The sequence below is a fragment of the Streptomyces toyocaensis genome, from assembly GCF_000725125.1.
GTDB lineage: Bacteria > Actinomycetota > Actinomycetes > Streptomycetales > Streptomycetaceae > Streptomyces > Streptomyces toyocaensis.
In genome coordinates, this window is the sequence record NZ_JFCB01000006.1 from 109,414 (window position 1) to 132,537 (window position 23,124).

At 70.5% G+C, this 23,124-nt stretch carries 29 protein-coding genes; 16 read left to right on the forward strand and 13 right to left on the reverse strand.

Translation table 11 applies throughout. The annotated features are described in order from the left end of the window. Positions 1-59: 59 nt before the first annotated feature. From lipB to BU52_RS09675, 4 genes are all read left to right on the forward strand, one after another. On the forward strand, positions 60-857 hold the full coding sequence (gene lipB / locus BU52_RS09660; protein ID WP_037931306.1) for a lipoyl(octanoyl) transferase LipB: 798 nt from the start codon (positions 60-62) through the stop codon (positions 855-857). A gap of 119 nt (positions 858-976) precedes the next feature. Beyond that, the gene (gene lipA / locus BU52_RS09665; protein ID WP_037931310.1) at positions 977-1,942 is read left to right on the forward strand and encodes a lipoyl synthase; all 966 of its coding nucleotides are present in this window, start codon (positions 977-979) and stop codon (positions 1,940-1,942) included. A 280-nt stretch (positions 1,943-2,222) separates the two neighbouring features. Continuing rightward, the gene (locus BU52_RS09670; RefSeq protein WP_037931313.1) at positions 2,223-2,423 is read left to right on the forward strand and encodes an SCO2195 family GlnR-regulated protein; all 201 of its coding nucleotides are present in this window, start codon (positions 2,223-2,225) and stop codon (positions 2,421-2,423) included. Between the two features lie 60 nt (positions 2,424-2,483). Beyond that, a complete protein-coding gene (locus tag BU52_RS09675; RefSeq protein ID WP_037931316.1) occupies positions 2,484-3,188 on the forward strand; it encodes a DUF4191 domain-containing protein in 705 nt (234 codons plus the stop codon). A gap of 132 nt (positions 3,189-3,320) precedes the next feature. Here the strand turns inward: BU52_RS09675 and BU52_RS09680 are convergent, their stop codons facing one another. Next, entirely contained in the window at positions 3,321-3,791 is a 471-nt protein-coding gene (locus BU52_RS09680) for an RDD family protein (protein ID WP_037931319.1), read from the reverse strand. A gap of 210 nt (positions 3,792-4,001) precedes the next feature. On the opposite strand from BU52_RS09680, the gene glnA reads away from it, so the two are divergent. Then, entirely contained in the window at positions 4,002-5,411 is a 1,410-nt protein-coding gene (glnA, locus tag BU52_RS09685) for a type I glutamate--ammonia ligase (protein ID WP_037931322.1), read from the forward strand. Positions 5,412-5,450: 39 nt separating this feature from the next. On the opposite strand, the gene BU52_RS09690 is transcribed toward glnA, so the two are convergent. Both BU52_RS09690 and BU52_RS33380 read right to left on the reverse strand, forming a co-directional pair. After that, complete coding sequence (locus BU52_RS09690; RefSeq protein ID WP_051858073.1) at positions 5,451-6,533, reverse strand: tyrosine-type recombinase/integrase; 1,083 nt, start codon at positions 6,531-6,533, stop codon at positions 5,451-5,453. Further along, positions 6,523-7,023 carry a helix-turn-helix domain-containing protein gene (locus BU52_RS33380; protein ID WP_157847847.1) on the reverse strand — a complete coding sequence of 167 codons (501 nt, stop codon included), beginning with the start codon at positions 7,021-7,023 and terminating at the stop codon, positions 6,523-6,525. Before BU52_RS33380 ends, BU52_RS09690 begins: the two co-directional genes overlap by 11 nt. Before the next feature lie 108 nt (positions 7,024-7,131). Between BU52_RS33380 and BU52_RS33385 the strand changes: the two genes are divergently transcribed. The 7 genes from BU52_RS33385 to BU52_RS09720 are packed head-to-tail and all read left to right on the forward strand — an operon-like array spanning position 7,132 to position 14,517. Continuing rightward, on the forward strand, positions 7,132-7,335 hold the full coding sequence (locus tag BU52_RS33385) for a helix-turn-helix domain-containing protein (protein WP_078903187.1): 204 nt from the start codon (positions 7,132-7,134) through the stop codon (positions 7,333-7,335). After that, positions 7,332-8,330, forward strand: coding sequence for a bifunctional DNA primase/polymerase (locus BU52_RS09695; protein ID WP_235216297.1), 999 nt, complete (start codon positions 7,332-7,334; stop codon positions 8,328-8,330). Before BU52_RS33385 ends, BU52_RS09695 begins: the two co-directional genes overlap by 4 nt. Then, the gene (locus BU52_RS09700) at positions 8,327-10,150 is read left to right on the forward strand and encodes a hypothetical protein (RefSeq protein WP_051858077.1); all 1,824 of its coding nucleotides are present in this window, start codon (positions 8,327-8,329) and stop codon (positions 10,148-10,150) included. Before BU52_RS09695 ends, BU52_RS09700 begins: the two co-directional genes overlap by 4 nt. A gap of 8 nt (positions 10,151-10,158) precedes the next feature. Then, positions 10,159-10,461, forward strand: a complete 303-nt coding sequence (locus tag BU52_RS09705; protein WP_037931328.1) for a hypothetical protein — start codon at positions 10,159-10,161, stop codon at positions 10,459-10,461. Beyond that, positions 10,454-13,231 carry an AAA family ATPase gene (locus BU52_RS09710; protein WP_051858079.1) on the forward strand — a complete coding sequence of 926 codons (2,778 nt, stop codon included), beginning with the start codon at positions 10,454-10,456 and terminating at the stop codon, positions 13,229-13,231. Before BU52_RS09705 ends, BU52_RS09710 begins: the two co-directional genes overlap by 8 nt. Before the next feature lie 26 nt (positions 13,232-13,257). Beyond that, complete coding sequence (locus BU52_RS34685; RefSeq protein WP_157847849.1) at positions 13,258-13,536, forward strand: hypothetical protein; 279 nt, start codon at positions 13,258-13,260, stop codon at positions 13,534-13,536. A 15-nt stretch (positions 13,537-13,551) separates the two neighbouring features. Continuing rightward, on the forward strand, positions 13,552-14,517 hold the full coding sequence (locus BU52_RS09720) for a hypothetical protein (RefSeq protein ID WP_037931333.1): 966 nt from the start codon (positions 13,552-13,554) through the stop codon (positions 14,515-14,517). Positions 14,518-14,845: 328 nt separating this feature from the next. On the opposite strand, the gene BU52_RS09725 is transcribed toward BU52_RS09720, so the two are convergent. Next, on the reverse strand, positions 14,846-15,079 hold the full coding sequence (locus tag BU52_RS09725) for a GntR family transcriptional regulator (protein ID WP_037931335.1): 234 nt from the start codon (positions 15,077-15,079) through the stop codon (positions 14,846-14,848). Between the two features lie 170 nt (positions 15,080-15,249). On the opposite strand from BU52_RS09725, the gene BU52_RS09730 reads away from it, so the two are divergent. Beyond that, positions 15,250-15,444, forward strand: coding sequence for a hypothetical protein (locus BU52_RS09730; protein WP_037931337.1), 195 nt, complete (start codon positions 15,250-15,252; stop codon positions 15,442-15,444). Positions 15,445-15,768: 324 nt separating this feature from the next. Here the strand turns inward: BU52_RS09730 and BU52_RS09735 are convergent, their stop codons facing one another. The 8 genes from BU52_RS09735 to BU52_RS36225 all read right to left on the reverse strand — a co-directional run bounded on the left by BU52_RS09735 (position 15,769) and on the right by BU52_RS36225 (position 21,082). Further along, on the reverse strand, positions 15,769-17,964 hold the full coding sequence (locus BU52_RS09735; protein WP_037931339.1) for an FtsK/SpoIIIE domain-containing protein: 2,196 nt from the start codon (positions 17,962-17,964) through the stop codon (positions 15,769-15,771). 86 nt (positions 17,965-18,050) lie between these two features. Continuing rightward, a complete protein-coding gene (locus tag BU52_RS09740; protein ID WP_037931340.1) occupies positions 18,051-18,233 on the reverse strand; it encodes a DUF6257 family protein in 183 nt (60 codons plus the stop codon). Positions 18,234-18,235: 2 nt separating this feature from the next. Next, a complete protein-coding gene (locus BU52_RS35230; protein WP_157847851.1) occupies positions 18,236-18,397 on the reverse strand; it encodes a hypothetical protein in 162 nt (53 codons plus the stop codon). Positions 18,398-18,472: 75 nt separating this feature from the next. Further along, positions 18,473-18,805, reverse strand: a complete 333-nt coding sequence (locus tag BU52_RS09745) for a hypothetical protein (protein ID WP_157847853.1) — start codon at positions 18,803-18,805, stop codon at positions 18,473-18,475. 117 nt (positions 18,806-18,922) lie between these two features. Then, the gene (locus BU52_RS09750; protein WP_037931343.1) at positions 18,923-19,237 is read right to left on the reverse strand and encodes a hypothetical protein; all 315 of its coding nucleotides are present in this window, start codon (positions 19,235-19,237) and stop codon (positions 18,923-18,925) included. After that, on the reverse strand, positions 19,234-19,911 hold the full coding sequence (locus BU52_RS32730) for a hypothetical protein (RefSeq protein WP_051858081.1): 678 nt from the start codon (positions 19,909-19,911) through the stop codon (positions 19,234-19,236). Before BU52_RS32730 ends, BU52_RS09750 begins: the two co-directional genes overlap by 4 nt. Further along, entirely contained in the window at positions 19,908-20,312 is a 405-nt protein-coding gene (locus BU52_RS09760) for a DUF6907 domain-containing protein (protein WP_037931345.1), read from the reverse strand. The genes BU52_RS32730 and BU52_RS09760 overlap by 4 nt, the downstream gene beginning before the upstream one ends. Beyond that, positions 20,309-21,082: a hypothetical protein gene (locus BU52_RS36225; RefSeq protein ID WP_235216298.1), complete on the reverse strand. Its 774-nt coding sequence runs from the start codon at positions 21,080-21,082 to the stop codon at positions 20,309-20,311. Before BU52_RS36225 ends, BU52_RS09760 begins: the two co-directional genes overlap by 4 nt. Positions 21,083-21,281: 199 nt before the next feature. On the opposite strand from BU52_RS36225, the gene BU52_RS09770 reads away from it, so the two are divergent. After that, a complete protein-coding gene (locus tag BU52_RS09770) occupies positions 21,282-21,515 on the forward strand; it encodes a helix-turn-helix domain-containing protein (protein ID WP_037931346.1) in 234 nt (77 codons plus the stop codon). 276 nt (positions 21,516-21,791) lie between these two features. Continuing rightward, positions 21,792-22,049 (forward strand): SCO2583/SCO2584 N-terminal domain-containing protein, encoded by a 258-nt coding sequence (locus tag BU52_RS09775; protein WP_037931351.1) that lies wholly within the window; start codon positions 21,792-21,794, stop codon positions 22,047-22,049. Positions 22,050-22,124: 75 nt separating this feature from the next. Here the strand turns inward: BU52_RS09775 and BU52_RS09780 are convergent, their stop codons facing one another. Then, positions 22,125-22,439: a hypothetical protein gene (locus tag BU52_RS09780; protein ID WP_037931582.1), complete on the reverse strand. Its 315-nt coding sequence runs from the start codon at positions 22,437-22,439 to the stop codon at positions 22,125-22,127. A 231-nt stretch (positions 22,440-22,670) separates the two neighbouring features. On the opposite strand from BU52_RS09780, the gene BU52_RS09785 reads away from it, so the two are divergent. After that, entirely contained in the window at positions 22,671-23,030 is a 360-nt protein-coding gene (locus BU52_RS09785; RefSeq protein WP_037931354.1) for an arsenate reductase family protein, read from the forward strand. The last annotated feature ends 94 nt before the right edge of the window (positions 23,031-23,124 follow it).

Genomic DNA, 23,124 nt, shown 5'->3' on the forward strand with positions numbered 1-23,124 from the left:
GGTCGTACAGTGGCGTGGGCGCGTTTCGCGCCTGACGACCTTCTAGGGAGGCGCTTGCCGTGAGTGAGTTGCGGTTCGTCCGGATGGGCTTCGGGGCCGATGCGGTCGACTATCAGGCGGCCTGGGACGAGCAGCGCCGGGTGCACGCGGCACGGTTCGCCGACGAGGTGCCCGACACCGTCATCCTGCTGGAGCACCCCCCGGTCTACACGGCGGGCCGGCGCACCGAGGCGAGCGAGCGTCCCCTCGACGGCACCCCGGTCATCGACGTGGACCGCGGCGGCAAGATCACCTGGCACGGCCCCGGCCAGCTGGTGGGCTACCCGATCCAGAAGCTGCCCCGCCCGGTGGACGTGGTCGCGCACGTGCGGCGCCTGGAGGAGGCCCTGATCCGCACCTGTGCGGAGTTCGGTCTGGAGACCACCCGGGTCGAGGGCCGCAGCGGCGTCTGGGTGCTCGGCGACCCGGTCGAGCAGCGCCCCGCGCTCGGCGGCCTCTCCCTCGACTTCGACCCCCGCCTGCACGACGACGAGTTCGACCCCCGCCTCAACGGCCCGGAGTACGCGCCCTCCAACGCGGGCCAGCGCCGCGAGGACCGCAAGATCGCGGCGATCGGCATCCGCGTGGCCAAGGGCGTCACGATGCACGGGTTCGCGCTGAACGTGAACCCGGACAACAAGTGGTTCGACAGGATCATCCCGTGCGGGATCCGCGACGCGGGCGTCGCCTCCCTGGCGAACGAGCTCGGCCGGGACGTCACGATCGACGAGGTGCTCCCCGTCGTGGAACGCCATCTGCGGGACATCCTCCAGAACGCGGAGCTGAAGCCGCGGGAGATCGAGCGAACTCCGGCATAGAAGCCGCCCGCCCGGCGTTGCACCGGGCTGCGCTCAGCAGGGCCACACCCTCGCCGGGCATTCACATCAACGGGCGTACGCTTGACCACGCCGAAGAATCAATCGCTAGGGAGCCGGTCGTGTCCGCAGTCGCACCCGACGGACGCAAGATGCTGCGCCTGGAGGTCCGCAACAGCCAGACCCCCATCGAGCGCAAGCCCGAGTGGATCAAGACCCGGGCGAAAATGGGCCCCGAGTACTCCAAGATGCAGAACCTCGTCAAGAGCGAGGGCCTGCACACGGTCTGCCAGGAAGCCGGCTGTCCGAACATCTACGAGTGCTGGGAGGACCGCGAGGCGACCTTCCTCATCGGCGGCGACCAGTGCACCCGGCGCTGCGACTTCTGCCAGATCGACACGGGCAAGCCCGAGGCCCTCGACCGTGACGAGCCGCGCCGCGTGGGCGAGTCGGTCGTCACCATGGACCTGAACTACGCCACCATCACCGGCGTCGCCCGCGACGACCTGGAGGACGGCGGCGCCTGGCTGTACGCCGAGACCGTGCGCCAGATCCACGCGCAGACCGCGAACCGCGAGGCGGGCCGCACCAAGGTCGAGCTGCTGGCCCCCGACTTCAACGCGGTCCCCGAGCAGCTCGCGGAGGTCTTCTCCTCCCGCCCCGAGGTCTTCGCGCACAACGTCGAGACCGTGCCCCGGATCTTCAAGCGGATCCGCCCCGGCTTCCGCTACGAGCGCTCCCTGAAGGTCATCACCGACGCCCGCGACCACGGCCTGGTCACCAAGTCCAACCTGATCCTCGGCATGGGTGAGACCCGCGAGGAGGTCAGCGAGGCGCTGAAGCAGCTGCACGACGCCGGCTGCGAACTGGTCACCATCACCCAGTACCTGCGGCCCTCCGTGCGCCACCACCCCGTGGAGCGCTGGGTGAAGCCGCACGAGTTCGTGGAGCTGAAGGAGGAGGCCGAGCAGATCGGCTTCTCCGGCGTGATGTCCGGCCCGCTGGTCCGCTCCTCGTACCGCGCCGGCCGCCTCTACCAGATGGCGATCGAGAAGCGAGGCTCCTACGTGGCCTCCCAGGCCGTCTGAGGCGGCCCGGGAGCGGCCCGGCGGACGCTGCCCGAAACACTTCCCGGCAGCGTGTGAATTCACGCACAAGGCCCTACCGGCCGGTAATGGCCGAGAGTACGCGGTCCCGACCGTCCTCGCAGATGAGGGCACAGGTCGGGACCGCGTCGGCGTTCCGATGCCTCCCGCGGAGGCTTCATGCCTGTTTGACCGCCCGGTCACGCCCTGGTAACACCAGTCAGTGAGCCTGGAATCACAGCACGCACACCTCCACCCGTCGGCATCGAGGGAGACCTCCACCATGCAGGCCGCGCCTGTCCGCGCCACCGCCATCCCGTCCTTCACCACCGCGCTGCGCGCCGTCGAGTCACTGCTGATGAGCGGGGGTCAGCGCACCGCCCGCCGCAACGCGTGGACCTCGGTGCTGGAGGACCGCCGTCGCGCCAAGGACCGGATCGAGACCCAGCGCGTCCTCGACCGGACCGTGACCACCCGTCTCTGACCGCTCCCACCCCCGGCACTGCCGTCGAGGGCGCTCCGGGGGGCACGTAGACTTCGTGCCATGGCGAGGAAGGAAACCGCAGCGGACGCTGCGAACCCCGGGCGACTGAAGCAGATCGCCCTGACCTACAAGATGACCCGCAGGGCCGACAAGAAGATCGGTCTTGTACTCGCGGCTGTCGGAATCGTCACCTTCGGTGTCTTCCTCGCGATCGGCTTCTTGATCGGGCACCCCATCTATCTCGGCATCCTGGGCTTCCTGCTCGCCTTCCTCGCGACGGCGATCGTGTTCGGGCGCCGGGCCGAGCGGGCGGCCTTCGGGCAGATGGAGGGACAGCCGGGCGCCGCCGCGGCCGTGCTCGACAACATCGGCCGGGGCTGGACGACGACCCCCGCGGTGGCGATGAACCGCAACCAGGACGTGGTGCACCGCGCTGTCGGCAAGGCCGGCATCGTCCTGATCGCCGAGGGCAACCCGAACCGGGTGAAGAGCCTGCTGGCCGCCGAGAAGAAGCGGATGAACCGCATCGTCGCGGACGTCCCGGTGCACGACCTGATCGTGGGCACCGGCGAGGGCCAGGTCGAGCTGAAGAAGCTGCGCACGACCATGCTCAAGCTCCCCCGCGTGCTCTCCGGCCCGCAGGTCACCGCGACCAACGACCGGCTGCGCGCCTTGGGCGACCTGATGAGCAACATGCCGCTTCCCAAGGGCCCGATGCCCAAGGGCATGAAGCTGCCGAAGGGCGGCGGACCGCGGGGCCGCTGAGCACCACCCGTTCCTCCACACCACGACGGGGCGCCGGAAGGGACTCCGGCGCCCCGTCGTCGTCTTCGTCGTCGTCTTTGTCTTCGTCTTCCGGCGGGAGCGGAGGCCGGCAGGGGCGGCCGGGAGCGTGGGTCAGATCCGCACCTCGACCGTGCGGGCCAGCCGGTCGTGCAGGCCGCGGCCGTCGCGGTCCCAGACGAGGGCGGGGACGGCGAGGCACAGCAGGGCCGAGCGCACCAGACCGCGCAGCGGCTCCACCCGGCCGGTGCCGAGGGCGACGACCCGCAGCCCGAAGAGGCGCTTGCCCGGGGTGAAGCCGACGGTGCCGACGGTCAGGACGCTCAGCACGAGGAAGACCAGCAGGGCCCAGTTGCCGGTCGCCTGTCCGTCGTAGCCGTCGGTGATCAGGCCGTATGCGATCAGCATGCACAGGCCCCAGTCCACGGCGAGGGCGCCGAGCCTGCGGCCGGGGCGTGCGATCGAGCCCGGCCCGCTCTCCGGCAGCCCCAGCTGCTCGCCCCGGTATCCGAACTCGGCACCGGCTTCCTCCAGGGCCGCACGCGGCCCGGACAGCCATGATCCGATTGCTTGCCTGTTGTCCACCCGTCCACGGTACTGCGCCCGGAAATGACCACAGGACGGCGGGGTGCATCGGGGCTACCGTGGGAGAGGGGCCGGTTAACTTGTGCGAAACAAATGGGTCACGCACGAGAAATGACCCGTCCCTAGGGTCGAGGGGAGCGTGTGCCACCCGCACCGGCCACACGAACGATCTACCACCCCGGCGGGACGGTCGGGAGTAGGAGGAGCTGGATGTTCCAGAACGCCGACGACGCCAAGAAGTACCTCGCGGACGAGGACGTCAAGTTCATCGACGTCCGGTTCTGCGACCTGCCGGGTGTGATGCAGCACGTCACGATCCCCGCCGAGGCGTTCGACCCGGACGAGGAGCTGGCGTTCGACGGATCGTCGATCCGCGGCTTCCAGGCCATCCACGAGTCCGACATGTCGCTGCGCGCGGACCTGTCGACCGCCCGGATCGACCCGTTCCGCCGCGACAAGACGCTGAACATCAACTTCTTCATCCACGACCCGATCACGGGCGAGCAGTACTCCCGCGACCCGCGCAACGTGGCCAGGAAGGCCGAGGCGTACCTGGCGTCCACCGGGATCGCGGACACCGCGTACTTCGGTCCCGAGGCCGAGTTCTACGTCTTCGACAGCGTGCGCTTCAAGACCTCCGAGAACGAGTCCTTCTACCACATCGACTCCGAGGCGGGCGCCTGGAACACCGGTGCGCTGGAGGACAACCGCGGTTACAAGGTCCGCTACAAGGGCGGCTACTTCCCGGTCCCGCCGGTCGACCACTTCGCCGACCTGCGCGCCGAGATGTCCCTGGAGCTGGCGAAGGCCGGGCTCAAGGTCGAGCGCCAGCACCACGAGGTGGGCACCGCCGGCCAGGCCGAGATCAACTACAGGTTCAACACCCTGCTCGCCGCCGCCGACGACCTGCAGCTCTTCAAGTACATCGTGAAGAACGTCGCCTGGCGCAACGGCAAGACCGCGACCTTCATGCCGAAGCCGATCTTCGGTGACAACGGCTCGGGCATGCACGTCCACCAGTCGCTGTGGACGGGCGGCGAGCCGCTCTTCTACGACGAGCAGGGCTACGCCGGCCTGTCGGACACCGCCCGCTACTACATCGGCGGCATCCTCAAGCACGCCCCGTCGCTGCTGGCCTTCACCAACCCGACGGTGAACTCCTACCACCGCCTGGTGCCGGGCTTCGAGGCTCCGGTGAACCTCGTGTACTCGCAGCGCAACCGCTCCGCCGCGATGCGCATCCCGATCACCGGCTCCAACCCGAAGGCCAAGCGCGTGGAGTTCCGCGCCCCGGACGCCTCCGGCAACCCGTACCTGGCCTTCTCGGCGCTGCTGCTGGCCGGCCTGGACGGCATCAAGAACAAGATCGAGCCGGCCGAGCCGATCGACAAGGACCTCTACGAGCTGGCTCCCGAGGAGCACGCGAACGTGGCCCAGGTCCCGACCTCCCTCGGCGCCGTCCTCGACCGCCTCGAGGCCGACCACGAGTTCCTCCTCCAGGGCGACGTCTTCACGCCGGACCTGATCGAGACGTGGATCGACTTCAAGCGCGAGAACGAGATCGCTCCGCTCCAGCTCCGCCCGCACCCGCACGAGTTCGAGCTCTACTTCGATGTCTAAGCCCTAACTAGGCCCTGAGCTGCCTGGACCCCCTGCGGACTATTCTTCAGTCCGCAGGGGGTCCGCAATTTTATTGATCATGGGGTCCATGACTCGCTCGACAGCGGCTCGCGTCGACTCATCCGAGTCGGGCCACAGGTGACTGTACGTGTCCAGGGTGGTCTTGGCGGAGGAGTGCCGAAGCCGGTGCTGCACCACCTTCACGTCACTGCCGCCCGCAATCAGCATCGAGGCGTAGAAGTGCCGGAGGTCGTGGAAGCGGAAACCGTCGGGCAGGCCGGCGACTTGCTTCCTGATCCGGCGCATGTGTCGCTCGACCTTCCACGGCCCCAGCTGGGCGCCGTCGTCGTCCGGCACCACCCATCCGTCGTCGCGGCCGTCGAGCAGCCGCTTCAGCTCGGCCACGAACGCATCGGGGATCGGCACCGCGGTCATGCTCATCTCTGTCTTCAGCGGCTCCGCCGGGTACTGCACCGCGGGCAGGATGACCCGTGCGTCGAGGTCGACGTCGCCGACCCGCAGGCCGCACACCTCCGCGACGCGCAGGCCGGCGAACGCCCCGAGCAGTAGCGCGGGCCGGTACTTCGGTTCGGCTGCTTCGTACAGCGCCCAGAACTGCGCCTCCGTCGCCACGTAGGCCCGCTGTTTCCCCGCCCCGGGCGTCGTGCGCCGACTGCACGGGTTGCTGGCGAGCTTGCGGGCTCCCACCGCATCGGTGAGGATCTGCGACAGGCGTGCGTGGAGCGCGAACCGGTAGGACTGTGACAGGCCTTCCCGCTTCAGCGCTGCCATCCAGCGCTTCACGGCCATCTCGTCGACCGCCAGCATCGGCAGCGGCCCGAACTCCTTACGGATCCGGGCTACGTGGACACGGGCCTGCCGTTCCGTCGACTCCCGGTGCGCGTAGCTCTCCAGCCAGGCATCGCACCACTGGTCAACCGTCATCTTCTGGCTCTTCGGGTCGACATAGCTCCCGGTGACCAGCGCGGCCGTCACCTCGTCGAGCCACCGCTCAGCGTCGACCTTCCGCGAGAAGTGCTTCGCGTGCTCCTTGCCAGCCAGGTCTCGATACCGGGCTCGCCACTTACCGTTCGGGCGCTTGGCGACGTTCTTACTCGCCATCAGCCTCGCGCGCCTTCCGTTCCTCCGCCGTCGCGACCGCCCGCCGGTACTCTGCCCGCCTCTCCTCCAGTTCCGTGGTGATACGCGCTTCCTCAGCCCGGGCCTTGTCGAGCGCCCGTTCGTATTCGTCGACCCGCTGTCGAGCGACAGCAGCGGCAGCAGCCATATCAGCCACGAGGGCAGCGGCGTTGGCCACGTCGACATCGTCAATCGGCACTGTGAGCAGGTCAGCGATCTGCAGCCCGAAGGCACGCGCCAGGCCCAGCATCTCGTTCACACGGATGGGGCGATCTGCGCCCTCAGTCTTGGCCACCGTGGTCTGCCGCCAGGAATACCCCTGGTCAGTCATGCGGGTGGCTAGCTCTTGTTGCGACCATCCGCGCGCCATGCGCAGGGCTTTGACCCTCCTGCCGACGACATGCTCCAGAGAGCCGAGAGCATCCCAGGCAGAGCGCGGATCGTCTTCCGTTGACTGCGTTTGATCCTTCACAGGGATAGACGGTAGTGCTTGCTGGGGTTGACCACAACCAATGCGGTGCTGTAGTCCTTACGGGGATAGCGCTCAATCCCCACGGAGGATCAAGTGAAGCGCAGTCCGATTGCGCCCGCGGCTGCGGGAACACCTCAGTACCTCACCACCGCCGAAGTCGCCGAGCGGTACCGCACGGCACCGAGCACCATCCGCTATTGGAAGCACATCGGGTACATCCCCGGCTCCGTGAAGCGAGGCCGGCGAACCCTCTACTCCGCTGCCGTGCTCGACGCATGGGACGCGGAGCAGACCGGGGGCGCCGCAGCATGAGCGACAAGAAGAACGCCCCCGCGGCAACGGGGGCGCAGAACGACCGGCAGAGCGGCGGGTCTCCCGCCACCGTAGCGCACAACCTGAGGGCGGTGCAGGAGCCCATGACGGCCGACTGGCACCGCGCCCTCGACAACGCCCTGCAAGCCGCCCAGCTCCACGGCTTCCACGTCATTCCGCTGACCGTGCGGAAGCTGCCCGCCATCCGCTCCCCCCACGACAAGGGGCACGGCTGCAAGGGCGAGTGCGGCCAGCTGGGGCACGGCATCCATGACGCCTCCAGCGACCCGGCCCGCATCCGTGCCATGTTCGAGACGGCACGCCACGCGACCGGCTACGGCATCGCCTGCGGCCGGCCGCCCCACCACCTGATCGGCCTCGACCTTGACCGGAAGAACGGCGTCAACGGGGTGTGGGAACTGCGGAAGCTGGCCGCGCAGCACGAAATCAGCGTGCCGCGGACCGTCATCATCAGCACGCCGACCGGCGGGTTCCACGCCTGGTGGACCGGCCCGGCCGACGTGAAGGTCCCCAACCGGGCCGGACACCTGGGGCCCGGCATCGACGTGCGCGGCTCGGGCGGATACCTGGTCGGCCCCGGCTCGCGCAGCGTCCGCGGCCTGTACGCCCTCGCCTCACCCGACGACGAGGTCGCCGTGCGCCCGGTGCCCACCAAGCTGCTGCAGCTCATGACGGCCGGGAAGGACCGGCCGGCCCGCCCGCCGATGACCGACGCCAAGCTGCACAGGACCGACGGCGGCCGACTCCTCGTCGGCCTGGTGCAGTTCGTTCTCAGCTCCGCGCAGGGGCAGCGAAACGACCGGCTGTTCTGGGCGTCGTGCAAGGCGTTCGAGCACGCGTCGGCCGGACGCCTCGACGCCGATGCCGCTGCAGCGGCACTCATGCGGGCCGCCGCCGTGGTGGGCCTGCCCGACAGCGAAGCCGCCGCGACCATCGGGTCCGCCCGCGGTGAAGTCCTGGGAGCCGCGAAGTGACCGACAGCAAGAGCCTTGCCCGCGAGATCGTCGAGAGCACGGGCACCGAGGTGGAGAAGGGGCGCGGCCCGTCGCAGGCGTCCCAGCTCGTCGCCCTCGCCCGCGAGCGCTACGACCTGTTCATGTCGGAGGACGGCCGCCCCTACGGGGTGAAGGCCGACGGCGCGAACATCGCGCTGCCGCTGCGGGGGAAGGCCGGCCTGCGCTCGCAGCTGGCGCGCATCTTCACCGACGAGCACGGCGGTTCGGTGCCCTCTCAGTCGGCACTCGCCGACGCGATGACCGTGCTGGAGGGCGTCGCCCAGGACGCCGACCCGCGCGTCCCCCACGTCCGCATCGGACGCCACGGCGACGGCATCGTCGTCGACCTGGGCGACGCGGACGGACGGTGCGTCATCATCCGCCCCGACGGGTGGGAGCGGGCCGCGCGCTCCCCCGTCCTGTTCCGCCGCTCGGGCGCCATGAAGCCGCTGCCCGCCCCGGTCCGCGACGGCGACGGCCTGGCCAGACTGCAGGCGTTGCTCAACACCGACGAGGAGGGTTTCCGGCTCCTCGTCGCGTGGCTCGTCGCCGCGTTCATCCCCGACCTGCCGCACCCGATCCTCACGTTCCGCGGGGAGCAGGGCACCGGCAAGTCGTACTCCGCGAAGATGGTCATCGGCATCGTCGACCCGTCCGGCGCACCGAAACGGACCGCGCCCCGGGACATCAAGTCGTGGGCGACGCAGGCCTTCAACTCCTGGGCGCTGTGCCTGGACAACGTCTCTGTCATCGCCGACTGGCTGTCCGACGCCCTGTGCCGCGCGGTCACCGGTGACGGCATCGTCGACCGCGCGCTCTACACCGACGACGACGTCGTCGTGCTGGAGTTCCGCCGCGTCCTGGCGATGACAACCATCGACGCCGGGGCGCTCGCGGGGGACCTTGCCGAGCGGCTGCTGACCATCGAGCTGCACACGATCCCGGACCGCCGGCGCCGCGAGGAAGCCGACTTGGATGCGGCCTACGCCGACGCGCACGCGTCGATCCTGGCGTCCCTGTTCGATCTGCTCGCCGACGTGCTGGCCATCCTGCCCGACGTGCAGCTGGAGGAGCGCCCGCGCATGGCGGACTTTGCGCGGGTCCTGGCCGCGGTCGACAAGGTGAACGGCTGGCACACCCTCGACAGCTACAAGGCCACGGCACGCGACGCCGTGGCCGACGTCCTCGACGGCGAGCCGTTCGCCCAGGCCGTCGTCGCGCTCGTCGACCGTGCCGGCGCCGACGGCCTCACCCTCACCGCCTCCGAACTGCTGGAGCGGGTCCCCACCCCGGACCGGCTCCCGAAGAAGTGGCCGAAGGACCCCACCCGCGCCGGCGGACAGCTCAAGCGGCTCGCCCCTGCACTGCGGACCATCGGCATCGAGGTCGACGACAGCAAGCGCGGGCCCAAGCCGAAGAAGCAGCGCCTGTACACGCTGACCGCATCAACAGAGAGAAGGTACGAAACAGCGTCCCCAGCGTCCCCCCACACCCCAGAAACCAGCGCTGACCTGCACGAACAGGGGGGACGCTACGAGGGGGACGCTAGCGTCCCCCCTCCCCCCAAGGGGGACGCTGGGAACGCTGAGGGGAACGCTGCGCTTTTCGTAGCGTCCCCCCACAGCACCGCCCTTGACCTGGGAGAACCCGCGAGGGGGGACGCTGGGACGCTGGGGGACGCTGAAATGCACCCTCTCTCTGGTGACCCTCACCCCAAGACGCCGTGCGCGCGCTGTTCCCGCCCTCAGTGGAACGCCCTGGGCTCCCCCCTCTGTCTCGACTGCCGCGACGCGGCGTAGGAGAAGCCATGACCAGACCCGACCCCCAGAGCAGCGCCCGCCCCGACCCGCGGGCGGTGCGGCAGGTGTCCGCGCTCGTCACCGCCTGGGTCGACGCGGCCCCCCGGCAACGGGAGGACGACCCCGCGGTGCTCGCCACCCTCGACGACGCCCTCGACAACGCGGTGCGCTGCCTGCCGATCCTCGCTGACCTGGTGAACACGCTGCTGTGCGACCTCTCCGACGTCTACGGGGTGCCCGCTTCCGCCCTGTGGCAGCGGCGGGCGCTCGCCGCTGCCGCCCTCTACGACGAAGGAGGCCCCCGTGGCTGAGCGCCTCACCTTCACCCTGGCCGGCCGCGACGAACTGAGCCGGGTACTGGACGGCACCGCCGACTCGGCGGACCGGCTCCGGCTCCGGCTCGCCGGCGTCACGGCCGACGCGGACGGGAACCTGCGCGACCTCCAGGGGCGCTTCCTCACCCTGGCTGACGCGCAGCGTCTGGTCGACGACTCCTCTGGCCAGGTTCGGCGCAGCATGGCGGACCTGTCGGACGCGTCCAGCAAGCTCGGCGACTCCCTCAAGGCCAACCTGATCAGCCTGCTGCCTGCGGCGATCCCGGCCGCCGCCGGGCTGGCGTCGTCGGCAGGCGTCCTCGCCGGGCAGCTCGGCGCCGTCGGCGTCGCGGCCGGTGCCTACGCGCTCGCCCTGGGCCCGCAGGTAGCCGCCATCGGTGAAGCGCTCGAAGCACAGGAGAAGTACGAGGACGCCGTAGCGGAGTCCGGCGCCACGTCGCAGGAAGCCATCAAGGCGCAGGTCGCCTACCAGCGCCAGCTGGAGAAGATGCCCCCGGCGACGCGGGAGGCCGCGGTCGCCGTCGGCATCCTGAAGGACAACTTCAAGGAGTGGTCCGACAGTCTCAGCGACGACGTGATGGGCCCGTTCACCAAGGGCGTCGCCGTCGCCAACGCGCTCCTCCCGAAGACGACCGGTCTGGTGAAGGGCGCGTCCGGCCAGTTCGACCGGCTCATCACCCTCGTCGGCGGCGCCATCAGCACGCCCGGCTTCGACGCGCTGAACAAGCGGTTCACCACGTTCGCCAACGACACGATGCGTGGCGCGGTCGACAACCTCACCGTGTTCCTGTCCAAGCTGGAGTCCGGCGAATACAGCGGTGGTGCCCTGCGCCAGTGGTGGGACTACGCGCAGCAGGCGGGCCCCCTCGTCGGGGACACGCTGGAGAACGTCGCCGACGCGCTCCTCAACGTCCTCGAAGCCGGGTCCGGCGTCGGCGTCGGCATGCTCGAGGTCATCAACGCCCTGTCCGGCATCGTGTCCGCGGTGCCACCTGAGGCCATCGCCGTGCTGCTGCAGCTGGCCATCGCCGTCAAGGCCGTGAAGCTCGCCGCGGCCGGCGGCGCCGCGATCAGCGCCGGGCTGGCGGCTCTCGGTGTGCAGATCGGCGCCATGCGCGCCGCAGCGACCGGGGCACCCGGCCCTCTCCTCGCCACCACCGCCGCTATCGGCGCGCTGTCCAAGGGCGCCAAGGTCGCCCTGGCCGGTACTGGCATCGGCCTTCTCGTCATCGCCCTGGCGGAACTGTCGCAGGCCGGGGAACCTGCCGCCCTGGACGTCGACAAGCTCACCACGTCGCTGGGGGAACTGGGGCGGACCGGCAAGGCGACCGGGTACGTGGCAGAGCAGTTCGGGAAGGACTTCGGGAAGCTGCGCGAGCAGCTGCAGAAGGTCATCGACCCGAGCGTGGCCGACAGCATCGACAACTGGGGTGCGTCCGTCACGGGCGGGTTCCTCGACGCCAGCGACTCCATGGAGGAGTTCACCCAGAGCGTCGACTCGATCGACGAGGGCCTGGCGAGTCTGGTGAGCAGTGGCAAGGCCGACCAGGCCGCGGCCGCGCTCACGGCCATGACCAAGGGCATGGACGCCGACGAGGTCGCCAGGTTCACCGGCGAACTCGACACGTACAAGGAGGCCCTCGCCGCGCAGGCCTTCGAGCAGAAGCTCGCGGCCGAGTCGATGGGGTTGTTCGGAGCCCAGGCGCTGGCCGTCCAGGAGAAGCTCGACGCGCAGAAGGCCAGCGCTGATGGGCTCGCTCAGTCCATCAACGCCCTGTCGAACGCTGCACTGGTCGCGCGCGGCGGTATCCGCGGCATGGAGGCCGCGATCGACGAGGCCGACGAGGCGTTCAAGAAGAACGGCCGCACGCTGGACGAGAACACCGAGAAGGGCCGCGCGAACAACGCGGCACTGGACCAGCTGGCGGCGGCCACGATCCAGGCCGCTGAGGGCGCCCTTGCGAACGGCGCGTCGTGGGAGACCGTCAACGGGATCTATGCGCGGGGCCGTGAGCAGCTGATCGCGAACGCGATGCAGATGGGCAAGACCCGGGGCGAGGCCAAGGCCCTCGCTGACCAGATCCTCAAGACCCCCAACAAGACGGCCAAGCTCAAGGGCGACATGCAGGACCTGCAGCGGAAGCTGGACGACGCGAAGGCCAAGCTGAAGCGGGTGCCCGACTCCAATAAGGCGAAGGTCCGCGCTGACATCAGCCAGCTGGAACGGCAGATCGCAGCGGCGCGCCGTCAGCTCAACGGCCTGGACGGGAAGACGGCCACCACCTACATCGTCAGCCACTACAAGATTCAGGGCGCGACCGGCGAGGCCCGGAACCTGAAGAAGCTCCGGCCAGGGTCGCGCGCGCAAGGCGGGCCCGTCCGCGGCTACGCGGACGGCGGCTCAGTCTCTAGATTCCCGGATGGCGGCCTGCTGGTGGGCCCGGGCACCAGCATGTCCGACTCGATCCCCGTGCTCGCGTCGGCAGGCGAGTACATCGTCAAGGCCGCGAGCGTGGCCCGGTACGGGCTCAAGTTCATGGACGCCCTCAACGCCGGCGCACTGCCGGTCGGCCGGTCCGCCAGTCCCGGCATGCCGGCTGCTCCGCCCAGCAGCAGCACGAGCAGCCACCCCGGCGTCACGAACAACTACACGTTCAACGCCCGGAAGTCCGTCATCGACGTCGACGACATGCGCCTCTTCGTGCGGCAGGAAGAGGCACGGCAACGCGTCGGCCGGCCCGCATGACCACCCGCACCCGACAGGAGACCCGCATGCCCACCACACGCGCCACACCCCGCTACGCCCCCGGCGCTGTCCTCAGCCTGGTCAGCCTCACCAAGACCTTCGAGGCGTTCGTCCGCACGGAGAAGGGCGGACCTGCCACCTTCTACCCCGTCGAAGCGTTCGCCACCGTCCTCGACCACTACAACGACCACGACGAGATCGTCAGCCGCCTGGAGCCCGTCATCCGCATCAAGGACAGGCTGCTGACCGTGACCGAATGCAAGGCCGTCCACGGCGACGACTGCATCCTCCGCTACAACGCGTGACAGGAGAACCAACCCATGAGTGCACCCCTCCCCGCCCACGTCACCGCCTCCATCACCAACCTCGTCGGGCTGATCCACAGCGGACGCACCATCAGCGACGACCACCTCACCCGCGCCCTCGAAGGGCTCGTGCAGGCGGGCATCAGCATCGCTGAGAGCCGCCAGGGCGCCAGCCACAACGCCGCGGTCATCCACCCCGGCCTCGAGGTCCGCGCCAGCGCGCACAAAGCCATCGACGACGACGACGCGCCGCTGCCCCCCAACGCGTGCGGGGCCGTCTTCACCCCGCCCCGGGCCGCCCGCTCTGACCCCCGCTATCAGGCGCCCTGCGCCCTCGACCGCGACCACCTCAAGCGCGACCCCCACAGCGCGCACCAGAACCGTAAGGGCGTCTCCTGGGGCACCAGGAGCGGCCGCCGCATGACCACGACCGAGAAGAGGAACACCGCCATGGCACCCACCAAGGAAGCTCTCAAGGCCCGCACCGAGCGGCTCGCCCGGCAGATGACGGTCCGCACCGTCCCGGGCGGTCGCGTCACCTCCCGGGACAGCCGAGGACCGGCAACCCCGCTCGACGCCGCACAGCGCGCCCTCGAACTGGCCAAGCCCCCGCAGTGGGGATGGACGCGCAGCGAACGGCGCGTCGTCCTGGAGCGCCTGGAGCAGACCGCTACCGCCCTGCTCCAGCACGCCCTGGACCACCGCGCCGGCGACCTGGCGCAGCGCCGGGAGATCGAGGGACTGCAGCGGGAGCTGGTGAACGTCCGCTCCGCTCTCGTCCCCGGATGCACCGTCGAGGTCCGCCAGGCCTCGCTCGACCGCTTCACGGCCGCCGTGCGTAGCCTGCTGACTCCGCTGCAGGACCAGGACCGCATCACCCGCAGCGTGGTCCGGCGGCTCAACGCCCAGGCCGAGGTGGCCGGCCGCCCCGCACCGCAGCCGGCCGCACACCCGTGGCTGGCTGACCGCAGCATCGCGTAGCCCAGCACCACGATGGCCCGGCCGATCTCCTCGGTCGGGCCATCGTGCGTCTCGTGCCTTGCCCGCGCGCCGCAGTCCTGGTGACACAGCGTCGTTTCGCTGCTCGATCCGAAGCGCGCAACGCGTTCGCGAGCCTCGCCGATCGCAGTCGACGGGGGAGAGTGGATCAAAAGTTCAGAAGGACACCGGGCGACCCAAAAGCCCTTCTCGCTCGGTTTTTTGCGCGGCCAATTTTCAAGATCTATTCGCGTGAACTCGGTTCGACCCCTTTAGCGACCGTCACCCTGCGTGATGTGACGTTGTGTGCCCGATTCGCGGTTGATCTTGGTCACTGATCGGGGGTCACGACGAACGACCCCTTGTTCGGGAGCGTCACGACCAGGCCGCGCTCCCGCAGCTCCTGCACTGCGCGCCGGGCGGTCCCCGGAGCGACCCCGTACTGCGCCCCCATGTCCCGCTCGTTCGGCAGTCGGGCGCCGTGTGGCAGTTGGCCGGCGCGGATCTCCGCCTCGACCTGGTCGGCGACGCGGACGTAGACGTAGACGAACGGGTCTTCGCTCATGGTCCGGAACGTATGGCCGTGCCGTGCACCTGGCACCCGTAGGTGGCGCTGTGTGGCCGTATGGGGTGCCCTGTGGTGGCATGTAGCGGTACGGTCCGACCAGCGGAAACGAGATGGCCCCCGCGCCGTGCGACCGGCCGGGGGCGTGGACGACTGGACTGGAGTCGACAGTGAACGAGACTACGCAGCACACGGCCACCGAGGGCAACCCCACGAGCTACGGCTTCTGCTCCTGGCACCAGCGGTTCGCCGGCGGCGTGCGGCTCATCGACGTCATCGAGCAGGGCAGCGGGGCGGGCGGCGCGCAGTACGCGTGCGGGCCGTGCCGTGAGCTCCACGGCCTGGTGCCGTTCGCGGACCGGTGAGCGGCGAGGAGCGGACGCCGGAGTGCACGTTGGGTGAGCACGTGATGTGCGGCGGTCCGCAGGAGATCCGGCGCCCGGGCGCCCCGAAGTGGGAGGTGCCGGTGCTGACGGTGCGCTGCGCCTGCTCCTGCCACGGCAGACACCGGTCCGGCCGCTGACGTTCAATCCCCCGTGCGTGGCGGCCGGCCCGGGCAGCGCGAAGGCCCCCGAGAACCAGTCTCGGGGGCCTTCGTCGTGCGCCCGCTGACACCCCTCTACGGGCGCTACCTTGCAGGTGGGGGCCCTCTACCAAGGTCACTACCGGGGTAGCGGGCCCCCTCTACATCAGGCGCCCTCGGCGACGGGCCCGGAGGGGTTGTTCCTAGCGGGGTCGGTAGAGGGGGTGGCCTCTACCCGCCGGGCTGACAGCAGGAGTTCCGCGGGCACCGCGGCCTCGAGGTCGGCCCGCCGGTACCCGGCCCGGTTCACCCCGGACACCTTCACCTGCTTGGTGGTGCGGTCGACGCCGGCGGCCTCCAGCTCGGCGGCCAGCTGCTCGGCGTCCCAGTCGCCGTACCGGTCTTCGTCGACGTTCACCAGGCGGTCGAGCAGGTCGACGGTGTGCATCCGGTCGGTGTGCCGCATGACGTCGAGGCAGTCCGACAGCACGGGGGCGATGGTGACGCCGGCCTGGTCGGCGGCCGCGGTGACGTCTCCGGCGGCGTCGCCGGTCAGCTGACCGTGCTTCGCCCGGAGGGCGCGGCCACGCTGGCACAGCTCGGAGAAGTCGGGCCCCGGCAGGAAGTCCGCCCGCACGGTCACGAACGAGGCCGGGCCGGTGACCAGGACGCCGGTACCGCGGTGATCCTCGGAGAGCACGGACGCGTCGGCGCCCTGGGCGGCCTTCCCCTTGCCCAGCACCATGTCGGAGGACGTCTGGTCGACGACCTGCGTGCAGTACCGCAGGGTGATGATCTCCCGCAGCTTCGTCGGCACGGAATCGGCGTCGGGCCGCTGGGAGGCGAAGTTGCAGATGAACCCGGCGGCCGGCCCGCGGCGGGCGATCCGGCACAGATCGTTGATGACCTGCTCGCGGTCGTCGCGCTCCATCGCGGTGAAGTACTCCTGCAACTCGTCGATGGTCACGAAGATGACCGGCAGGTTGTACCGCTCGACGATGCCCGGGGTCAGCTTCCCCTCTGGGCAGACGGAGACGGGAAGGCCGCGCAGCAGGACGAACCGGCGCTCCATCTCCGCAAGGAGTTCCTTCAGCATGCCCTTGAGGGCCTCGACGGCGTCGTCCTCGGCGCCCATGACGAGCCGGTGGGCGACGGCCTTCATGGGCATCCAGTCGGCGCCGCCCTTGCCGTCTGCGACGTAGTGGCGGACGTAGGGGTCGAGGAGCCCGGCGGCGGTCATGAGGCGCTGCGTGAACGTCTTGCCGCGCCGGGGCAGGCCGCCGAAGAACAGGGACTGCCACATGACGGGCACGGTGATGCGGTTGCCGCGGGCGTCCTGCCCGAACGGGATCGGCTCCCACACGCTGAACGTGTCGGCCTTGACCAGCGGCGACGGCACCGGAGCACCGAGGTAGGGGTCATCGTCGGCGACCCACAGCGAGACGCGGCCCGCGTTTCCGCCGGCCGCGGCCCGCACGCGGGCGGCGATCACCTGGATTTCGTCGACGCCCAGCTCTGCGGCGATCGCCGTGCGCTTGGCGAGGACGTCCGCGGCGGTCTTCCCGCCGCCCTTGGGCAGGTCGAAGATGACCGCCCAGCCGTTCCCGTCCCGTACTGGGCCCATCACGCAGGTGACGCGCGGCCCGTCGTCGTCGCCCTTGCCCTGCTTGAGCAGGCCGGCGGCGCGCAACGCGTCGTTGAGCTGCTGCGCGGACATGTCCACCCGCAGGGGCGGCGTCGGGTTGTCGAGCAGCTGCACGTCCTCCCCGCGACCGAGGTAGGCCAGGGGCAGCGTGGCCGCGGCGACCATCCCGAACTGCAGGGCAATGGGTGCGAGATACCAGCCGACCGCCGTAGCGGCGACGGCGGTAGCGGCGGCACCCCACCGCCAGCGGCGGGCGAGGGTGCGCTCCCGGTGCAGCAGCGCGTACCGCACGGCCAGGTCGACGTCATCGGGCTTGGCCTTCACCTGCGCGCGCAGGGCCTTCACGGCGGCGCTCTGGTCGTGCGCGGTCAGCGTCGGCCACAGGCCCCGCAGGGCGCGCCACAGGCCCTTGGTGGCCAGCCAGGCGGTACGCCACGCGTACTTGGGGACGCGCAGCAGGTGGTAGCGGGTGTGCCAGGCGCACAGCCTGCCCAGGGCTACGGCGTTCGCCTTCAGGGAGGCCGCCGACCGGGCCCACGCCGGGAGGATCGGCACGTCCGGCACGGTCAGCCAGTCGGCGAGTGGGTTGTCCGGGCGGTCGACGGCCTCGACCTCGGCCAGCTGCTCGTCGACGGCGGGCTCCGGGGCGAACTTCAACAGGGAGACCTGCGGCTTGTCGTGCCCGTTGACCACGGGCCGCGGCAGGAGGTCGGTCATGATGGGGCTTCCTTCTCTCTGCGGAGGGTTGGGAGGCCCGGGGACGGCGGACAGCTTGGCGGTTGAGCGCCGTCCCCGGGGCGTGGTCACTTGCCGTTCTTGCGCTTGCGGGCCTGGTTCTCGATGCGCTCGAACTTGCGCTTCAGGTCGGAGAGGTCGACGTTTCCGGTGCCGTCGTCGGCGATGCCGCGCTTGGCCATGCGGGCGATCAGCCCGGCCAGGCGGACCTTCTCGCCGGCGGTGAAGTCGCTCATGTTGAGGCCGTCCATGGTCACTTCCCCTTCCGGGCGTTGGCCTGGTGTTCGCGGCCCATCTGGGCGGCGCGAGTCGAGCTGTCGGTCTCCCAGCCGCGGGCGCCGCACGAGCACTCGTAGACGTACTTGCGGCCGCCCCGGGCGGGTTTCACGTTGATGTAGTGGCTGCTGCCGAACACGGAGCCTCCTTCGCGGGCCGGGGCTGTCCCGGCTCCCCTCACCGCCCGTGCGAGACGGGCGGATCGGGCAGCCAGTCAGGCGGCGGTGGGCTTGGGCATGGCCCGGCAGGTGGAGGCGTGCTGGTTGGCGTGGTCGCGGGCCTCCTCGCGCTCGTTGGGCAGGTAGTCGGTGTCGAAGGGCGAGCCGGGCGAGGGGCGGCCGGTGGTCTCGCAGCCGAGGCACTCCCAGCGGAAGCCTTCGACCGTGTGGAGCCCGTCGCCGATGTAGGGGCGGCCCTTGGCGAGGTAGCGGGTGCGGAAGGTGTGGGAGCGGAGTTCGACGGTGGCGCCGCCGACGGTGAGGAACCGCATGACGACGTCGCTGCTGGTCTGCGGGGCAGTCTCGGTGGTGTCCGTGGTCTCGGGCATGGCGGTGTCCTTTCGGCGGGTGAGGAAGGCGAGCATCTGCGTCCTCTCTCGGGTGGGCCGGGGCTGTCCCGGCTCCCCTTGGGCCCCGCCGGAGGGGCGGGACCCGCGGGCAGCCGGTCAGCGGCCCTTCCGCTGGAAGTCGGCCCACATGCCGCGCAGGACCAGGGCGAGGATCGCCACCGACACGGAGCCGATCGCCACCGCGACCGCGAACAGTGAGGCGACGAGCCCGCCGGCGATGCACACCCCGCCGACGACGAGCCACTTCCGCGCGTCGAACTCCTTCGGCGCCGGGTGCTGGTGCTGGCAGGCGGGCGGCTGCTGGGTGGCCTGCTGGGCGGCGAGGACGGCGGCCACGATCTGGGTGACGTCCGCGGTGTTCGCGGCGGCCTCGCGGGCGGCGGCCTCTGCCTTCTGAAGGGCGTCGCTCATGCCGGCACCTCGTCCTTCACCAGCGCCAGCCGGGCACTGTCACGCTCGCTGTCCAGCCGGGCGTACACCTGCTGTACGTAGGACCGGGACCGGGTGGCCACCTGTGCAGCCTCCGCCAGCGACAGGCCGTCCTTCCACGCCTGCAGGATCGCGGCCTTCGCCTCGTCGGCGTCCAGCCTGCGCGGCTCCGGGCGGGCCGGTACGTCCAGGGCGAACGGCTGCTGTCCACCACAGATGACGTGCAGCTCCGGCCGTGGGGGCTCCACGGGCGCGGGCGCCGGGGTGTCCACCTGAACAGGTGCCTGTACGGGCTCCGCAGCCTCCGGCACGGCCGGGGTGTCCGCCTCCGGCTCGTCGGTGCCGGTGATGGCGTGCAGCCTGTACAGCACGAGCGGCGCGATCGCGGAGACACCGACGACCAGCGGCACCGACACTTCGAGGAGTCCGGCCGTGACGAGGTGGGAGAGCGCGTTGACGACGATCATCGCGAGGACGGCGGCCAGGACGTCGCGGTGCTGCCGCATCGCGCGGACGGTCCACACGTCCAGGGCGCCGGGCACCGCCGCGGCCACCCACTGGTTGTAGCCCACCGCGCGCGCCAGTTCGTACTCGGCCGACGCGGTCGCGACGAGCGCGAAGGCGAGCGCGGCCCACTTGAGGTAGTCGCGGTTCACTGGCGCTCCCCCCTCAGGTGCGCCAGCTCGTCGAGGGCGCGGTCGATGCGGGCAGCGGCGGCGCGAAGGGCCCGGGTGAGGTTCCGGCCGTCCTTGACGGCGACGGTGGCGTCGACGTCGAGGTGGACGTGCAGCAGCGGGAGCGGCTCGGGGCGGATCTCGCCGTGCGGGGCCTGGGTGATGCGGGCCTCGAGGATCCGCTCGCGGCCGTACTGGGCAGTGACGACGTCCGCGGTGATGACGGGCCCGTCGTGGGTGACGTCGGCGAGGTACTCGACCAGGTCGTCGTCGTGGCCGATGCACCAAGCCGGTTCGGGCACGGTGACCTCACCGTGGTCGAGGGTGTCGAGAACGACGGTGCGGTCCCGGTAGCGCGGGGCCTGCTTGCGGGGCTCGCTCACCGCTGTCCCTCCAGCCAGGCGAAGGGGCGGAGGGTGGCGGCCGTCTTGAACACGCGGAGCGCCGCGCCCTCGGGGGCGTCGGGCAGCGGGAACACGCGGCCGTTGTTCAGCGAGGCCAGCAGCCGGGCCCCGTGGTGCTCGCACCCGGACGCGGCCCCGTGGCTGGCGTCGCGGACCGTGACGACGAGCGGACCGTCGCACGGCGTGGGGTCCTCGCGGTGCGCGGCCGGGCAGCGCGACGCCAGCGGCTCGACGGCGACGGCGCGGGCCAGGTGCTCCCGGGTCTCGCGCAGGGCGGCCGTGTACTGGTCGAAGGCGAGCAGCAGCTCGTCGACCTGGGCGAGGGAGAGGTCCGGCCACGCCCCGCCGGCGTAGACCGTGAGGAGCGGCTGCTCGCCCTCCCACTGGGTGAGCTGGAACGGGTTCAGCGGGTAGTCGGCGAACGAGACGTTCAGCCCGTGCTCGGGCCCGTGGTGGATGGGCTCGCGCGGGTCACCCCGGTCGCCGCAGTACTCGCCGGTGCACTGCCCGTCCAGGGCGGTGCAGACAGCGGGGTGCTCGCGCGGCGCCTCCGCCTCACCGTGCTCGGTGTTGATGCGCTCGGCGTCGGCGACGGTGATGTACCGGCGGGAACGGGTGACGTCCTCGTTCCAGGTGCTGGCGTCGGCGCTGACGATGCCCTCAAGCGGGTGCGGGGCCGCGGCCGTGGGCTGCGACGGGATGCCTGCGAGGCAGGCAGCCACGTGCCGGCCGATGGCAGACTGTGCCATAGCGGTCTCCTGTAGTAGCAGGTGATCCGTCAGGCCCCTTCACGGTGTTGGTAGCACCGGGTTGGGGCCGCCGTCGTTCTCGACGACACGACTCACCGTAGGGAACACGATGTTCCCTGTCAACGGCGTTGGGCCTAGTCATTCATCGCCAAGATATGTAACGTCATGTTCCATGATGCCGAGTGGAACACTATGTGCCATGGACAAGCGATCATTGGCCCAGCTCGCAGGCCGGTTCCGAGACGCCGAAGCGCGGACCGAGATCCTGCGGCAAGAGCTGGCCGTCGCCATCAGGCAGGCCGACACCGACGGGGTCGCGCAGAAGGACATCTGCGAGGCGACCGGCTACACCCGTCAGCAGGTGCGGCGGATCGTGAGGGCTGCGGACAGTGACGGCGAGCAGTCCGCAGACAGTCCGCAGGACGATCAATAACGTCTAGCATCACCCAACGCACACCAACGCATAAAACCGCTGGTCAACGGGGTACGCCCCCTCCGTCGCAGATGACGGAGGGGGCGTTTCAGTTCGAGCTCTACTTCGACGTGTGATCCCGGCGATGCACGTGTGACGCGTGAGTCGTACGGCGCCCCCGTCCCGGTCTCCCGGGGCGGGGGCGCCGGCGTGTGCGGGCTGTCCGGAATCCTTCCCTCTCGGCGCCCGGCGAGGGATCCTTGTACTGACACTGTTGTTCGAGAGAAGGTCACGGAGATGTCCGAAAGGGACGACGAGAAGCGGGAGTTCGACATCAAGTGGGCGGACGGGGCCGAGCTCAAGGAGCCGTCGGCCCGGGCCCGGATGCTCGCCGCCCGCTGGAAGGACAACCCGCCCGGACCGGTCCCGTTCCGCCCCGACCCGGAGCACGGGAGAGCGTCCGGCCGCTCGTCCTGGGTGTCGACGGCCGTCGTGCTCGGGTGTGTCGTCGCGGTGATCGTGCTGCTCGGGTACATCAACTTCCGGCCGTACTGACCGGGGACGCGCCCCTCGCCGCCGGGGGCGGCATGCGGCGCGAGAGCGGCGGCCGCCCCCGCGCCGGTGGTCCGTCTAGCGGCTGTAGCGCATGAACGCGCGCACCATGTGGCACGTGGTGTCCGACGGCGGGTGCACGCCGATCAGCGCCGCCGTGCTCCGTATCGTCTCGTCGCGGGCCTGGCGGGGCAGGTAGACGCCGGAGTCGAGCAGGGCGATGGCGAGCCGCATCGCCTTGAGCCGGCGGTTGTGCGTGACGTACCACTCGCGCGGGCGGCCCGGCGGCAGCGGCCGCTTCTCCACCGGGGCGCAGGGAAGATCGAGCGGCACGGGACGCTTCGCGGTGGACTGGGTGGGCAGGGGCTTCGGCTTCAGTGCGGCAGCGGGCACGGGCATCCTCCTGTCGCGGTCGGGGCGGCCCTCCGAGGTCCACGTCAACCTCGGCGACTCCCTCGAACACTACGCACAGTCTACTGCCCGGCACTGACATTCAGCAGACCTTCCCAGGCCAACAAATGCCCTGGTGAACAGGGTTTTTGGCGTTGCGTCACAGCACTCCCGCCAGGCACGAACGAGGTGGCGCGAAAATCGAACACCAGGTGACGGCGTACCGTGTGCGGCATGGAGATCTGGATCAACCCCGCCTGTTCCAAGTGCCGCAGCGCCCTCAGCCTGCTCGACGCCGAGGGCGCCGAGTACACCGTCCGCCGGTACCTGGAGGAGGTACCGGGCGAGGACGAGATCCGGGAGGTGCTGGAGCGGCTCGGGCTGGAGCCGTGGGACATCACCCGGACCCAGGAGGCCGTCGCGGCGGAACTGGGGCTGAAGGAGTGGGAGCGGGACGCCGGCACCCGGGACCGCTGGATCGCGGCCCTCGCCGCGCATCCCCGGCTGATCCAGCGGCCGATCATCACGGCGGACGACGGGACCGCGGTCGTGGCCCGCACGGAGGACGCCGTACGGGACGCCCTCTCCCGCTGACGACGCCGACGGCTCTGTGACGCGGGCCACAGCGGCGACCCGACCCGGGCGCTGAGCAACTCCGTTCGGTATCTCGTACATAGCGGCGTACGCC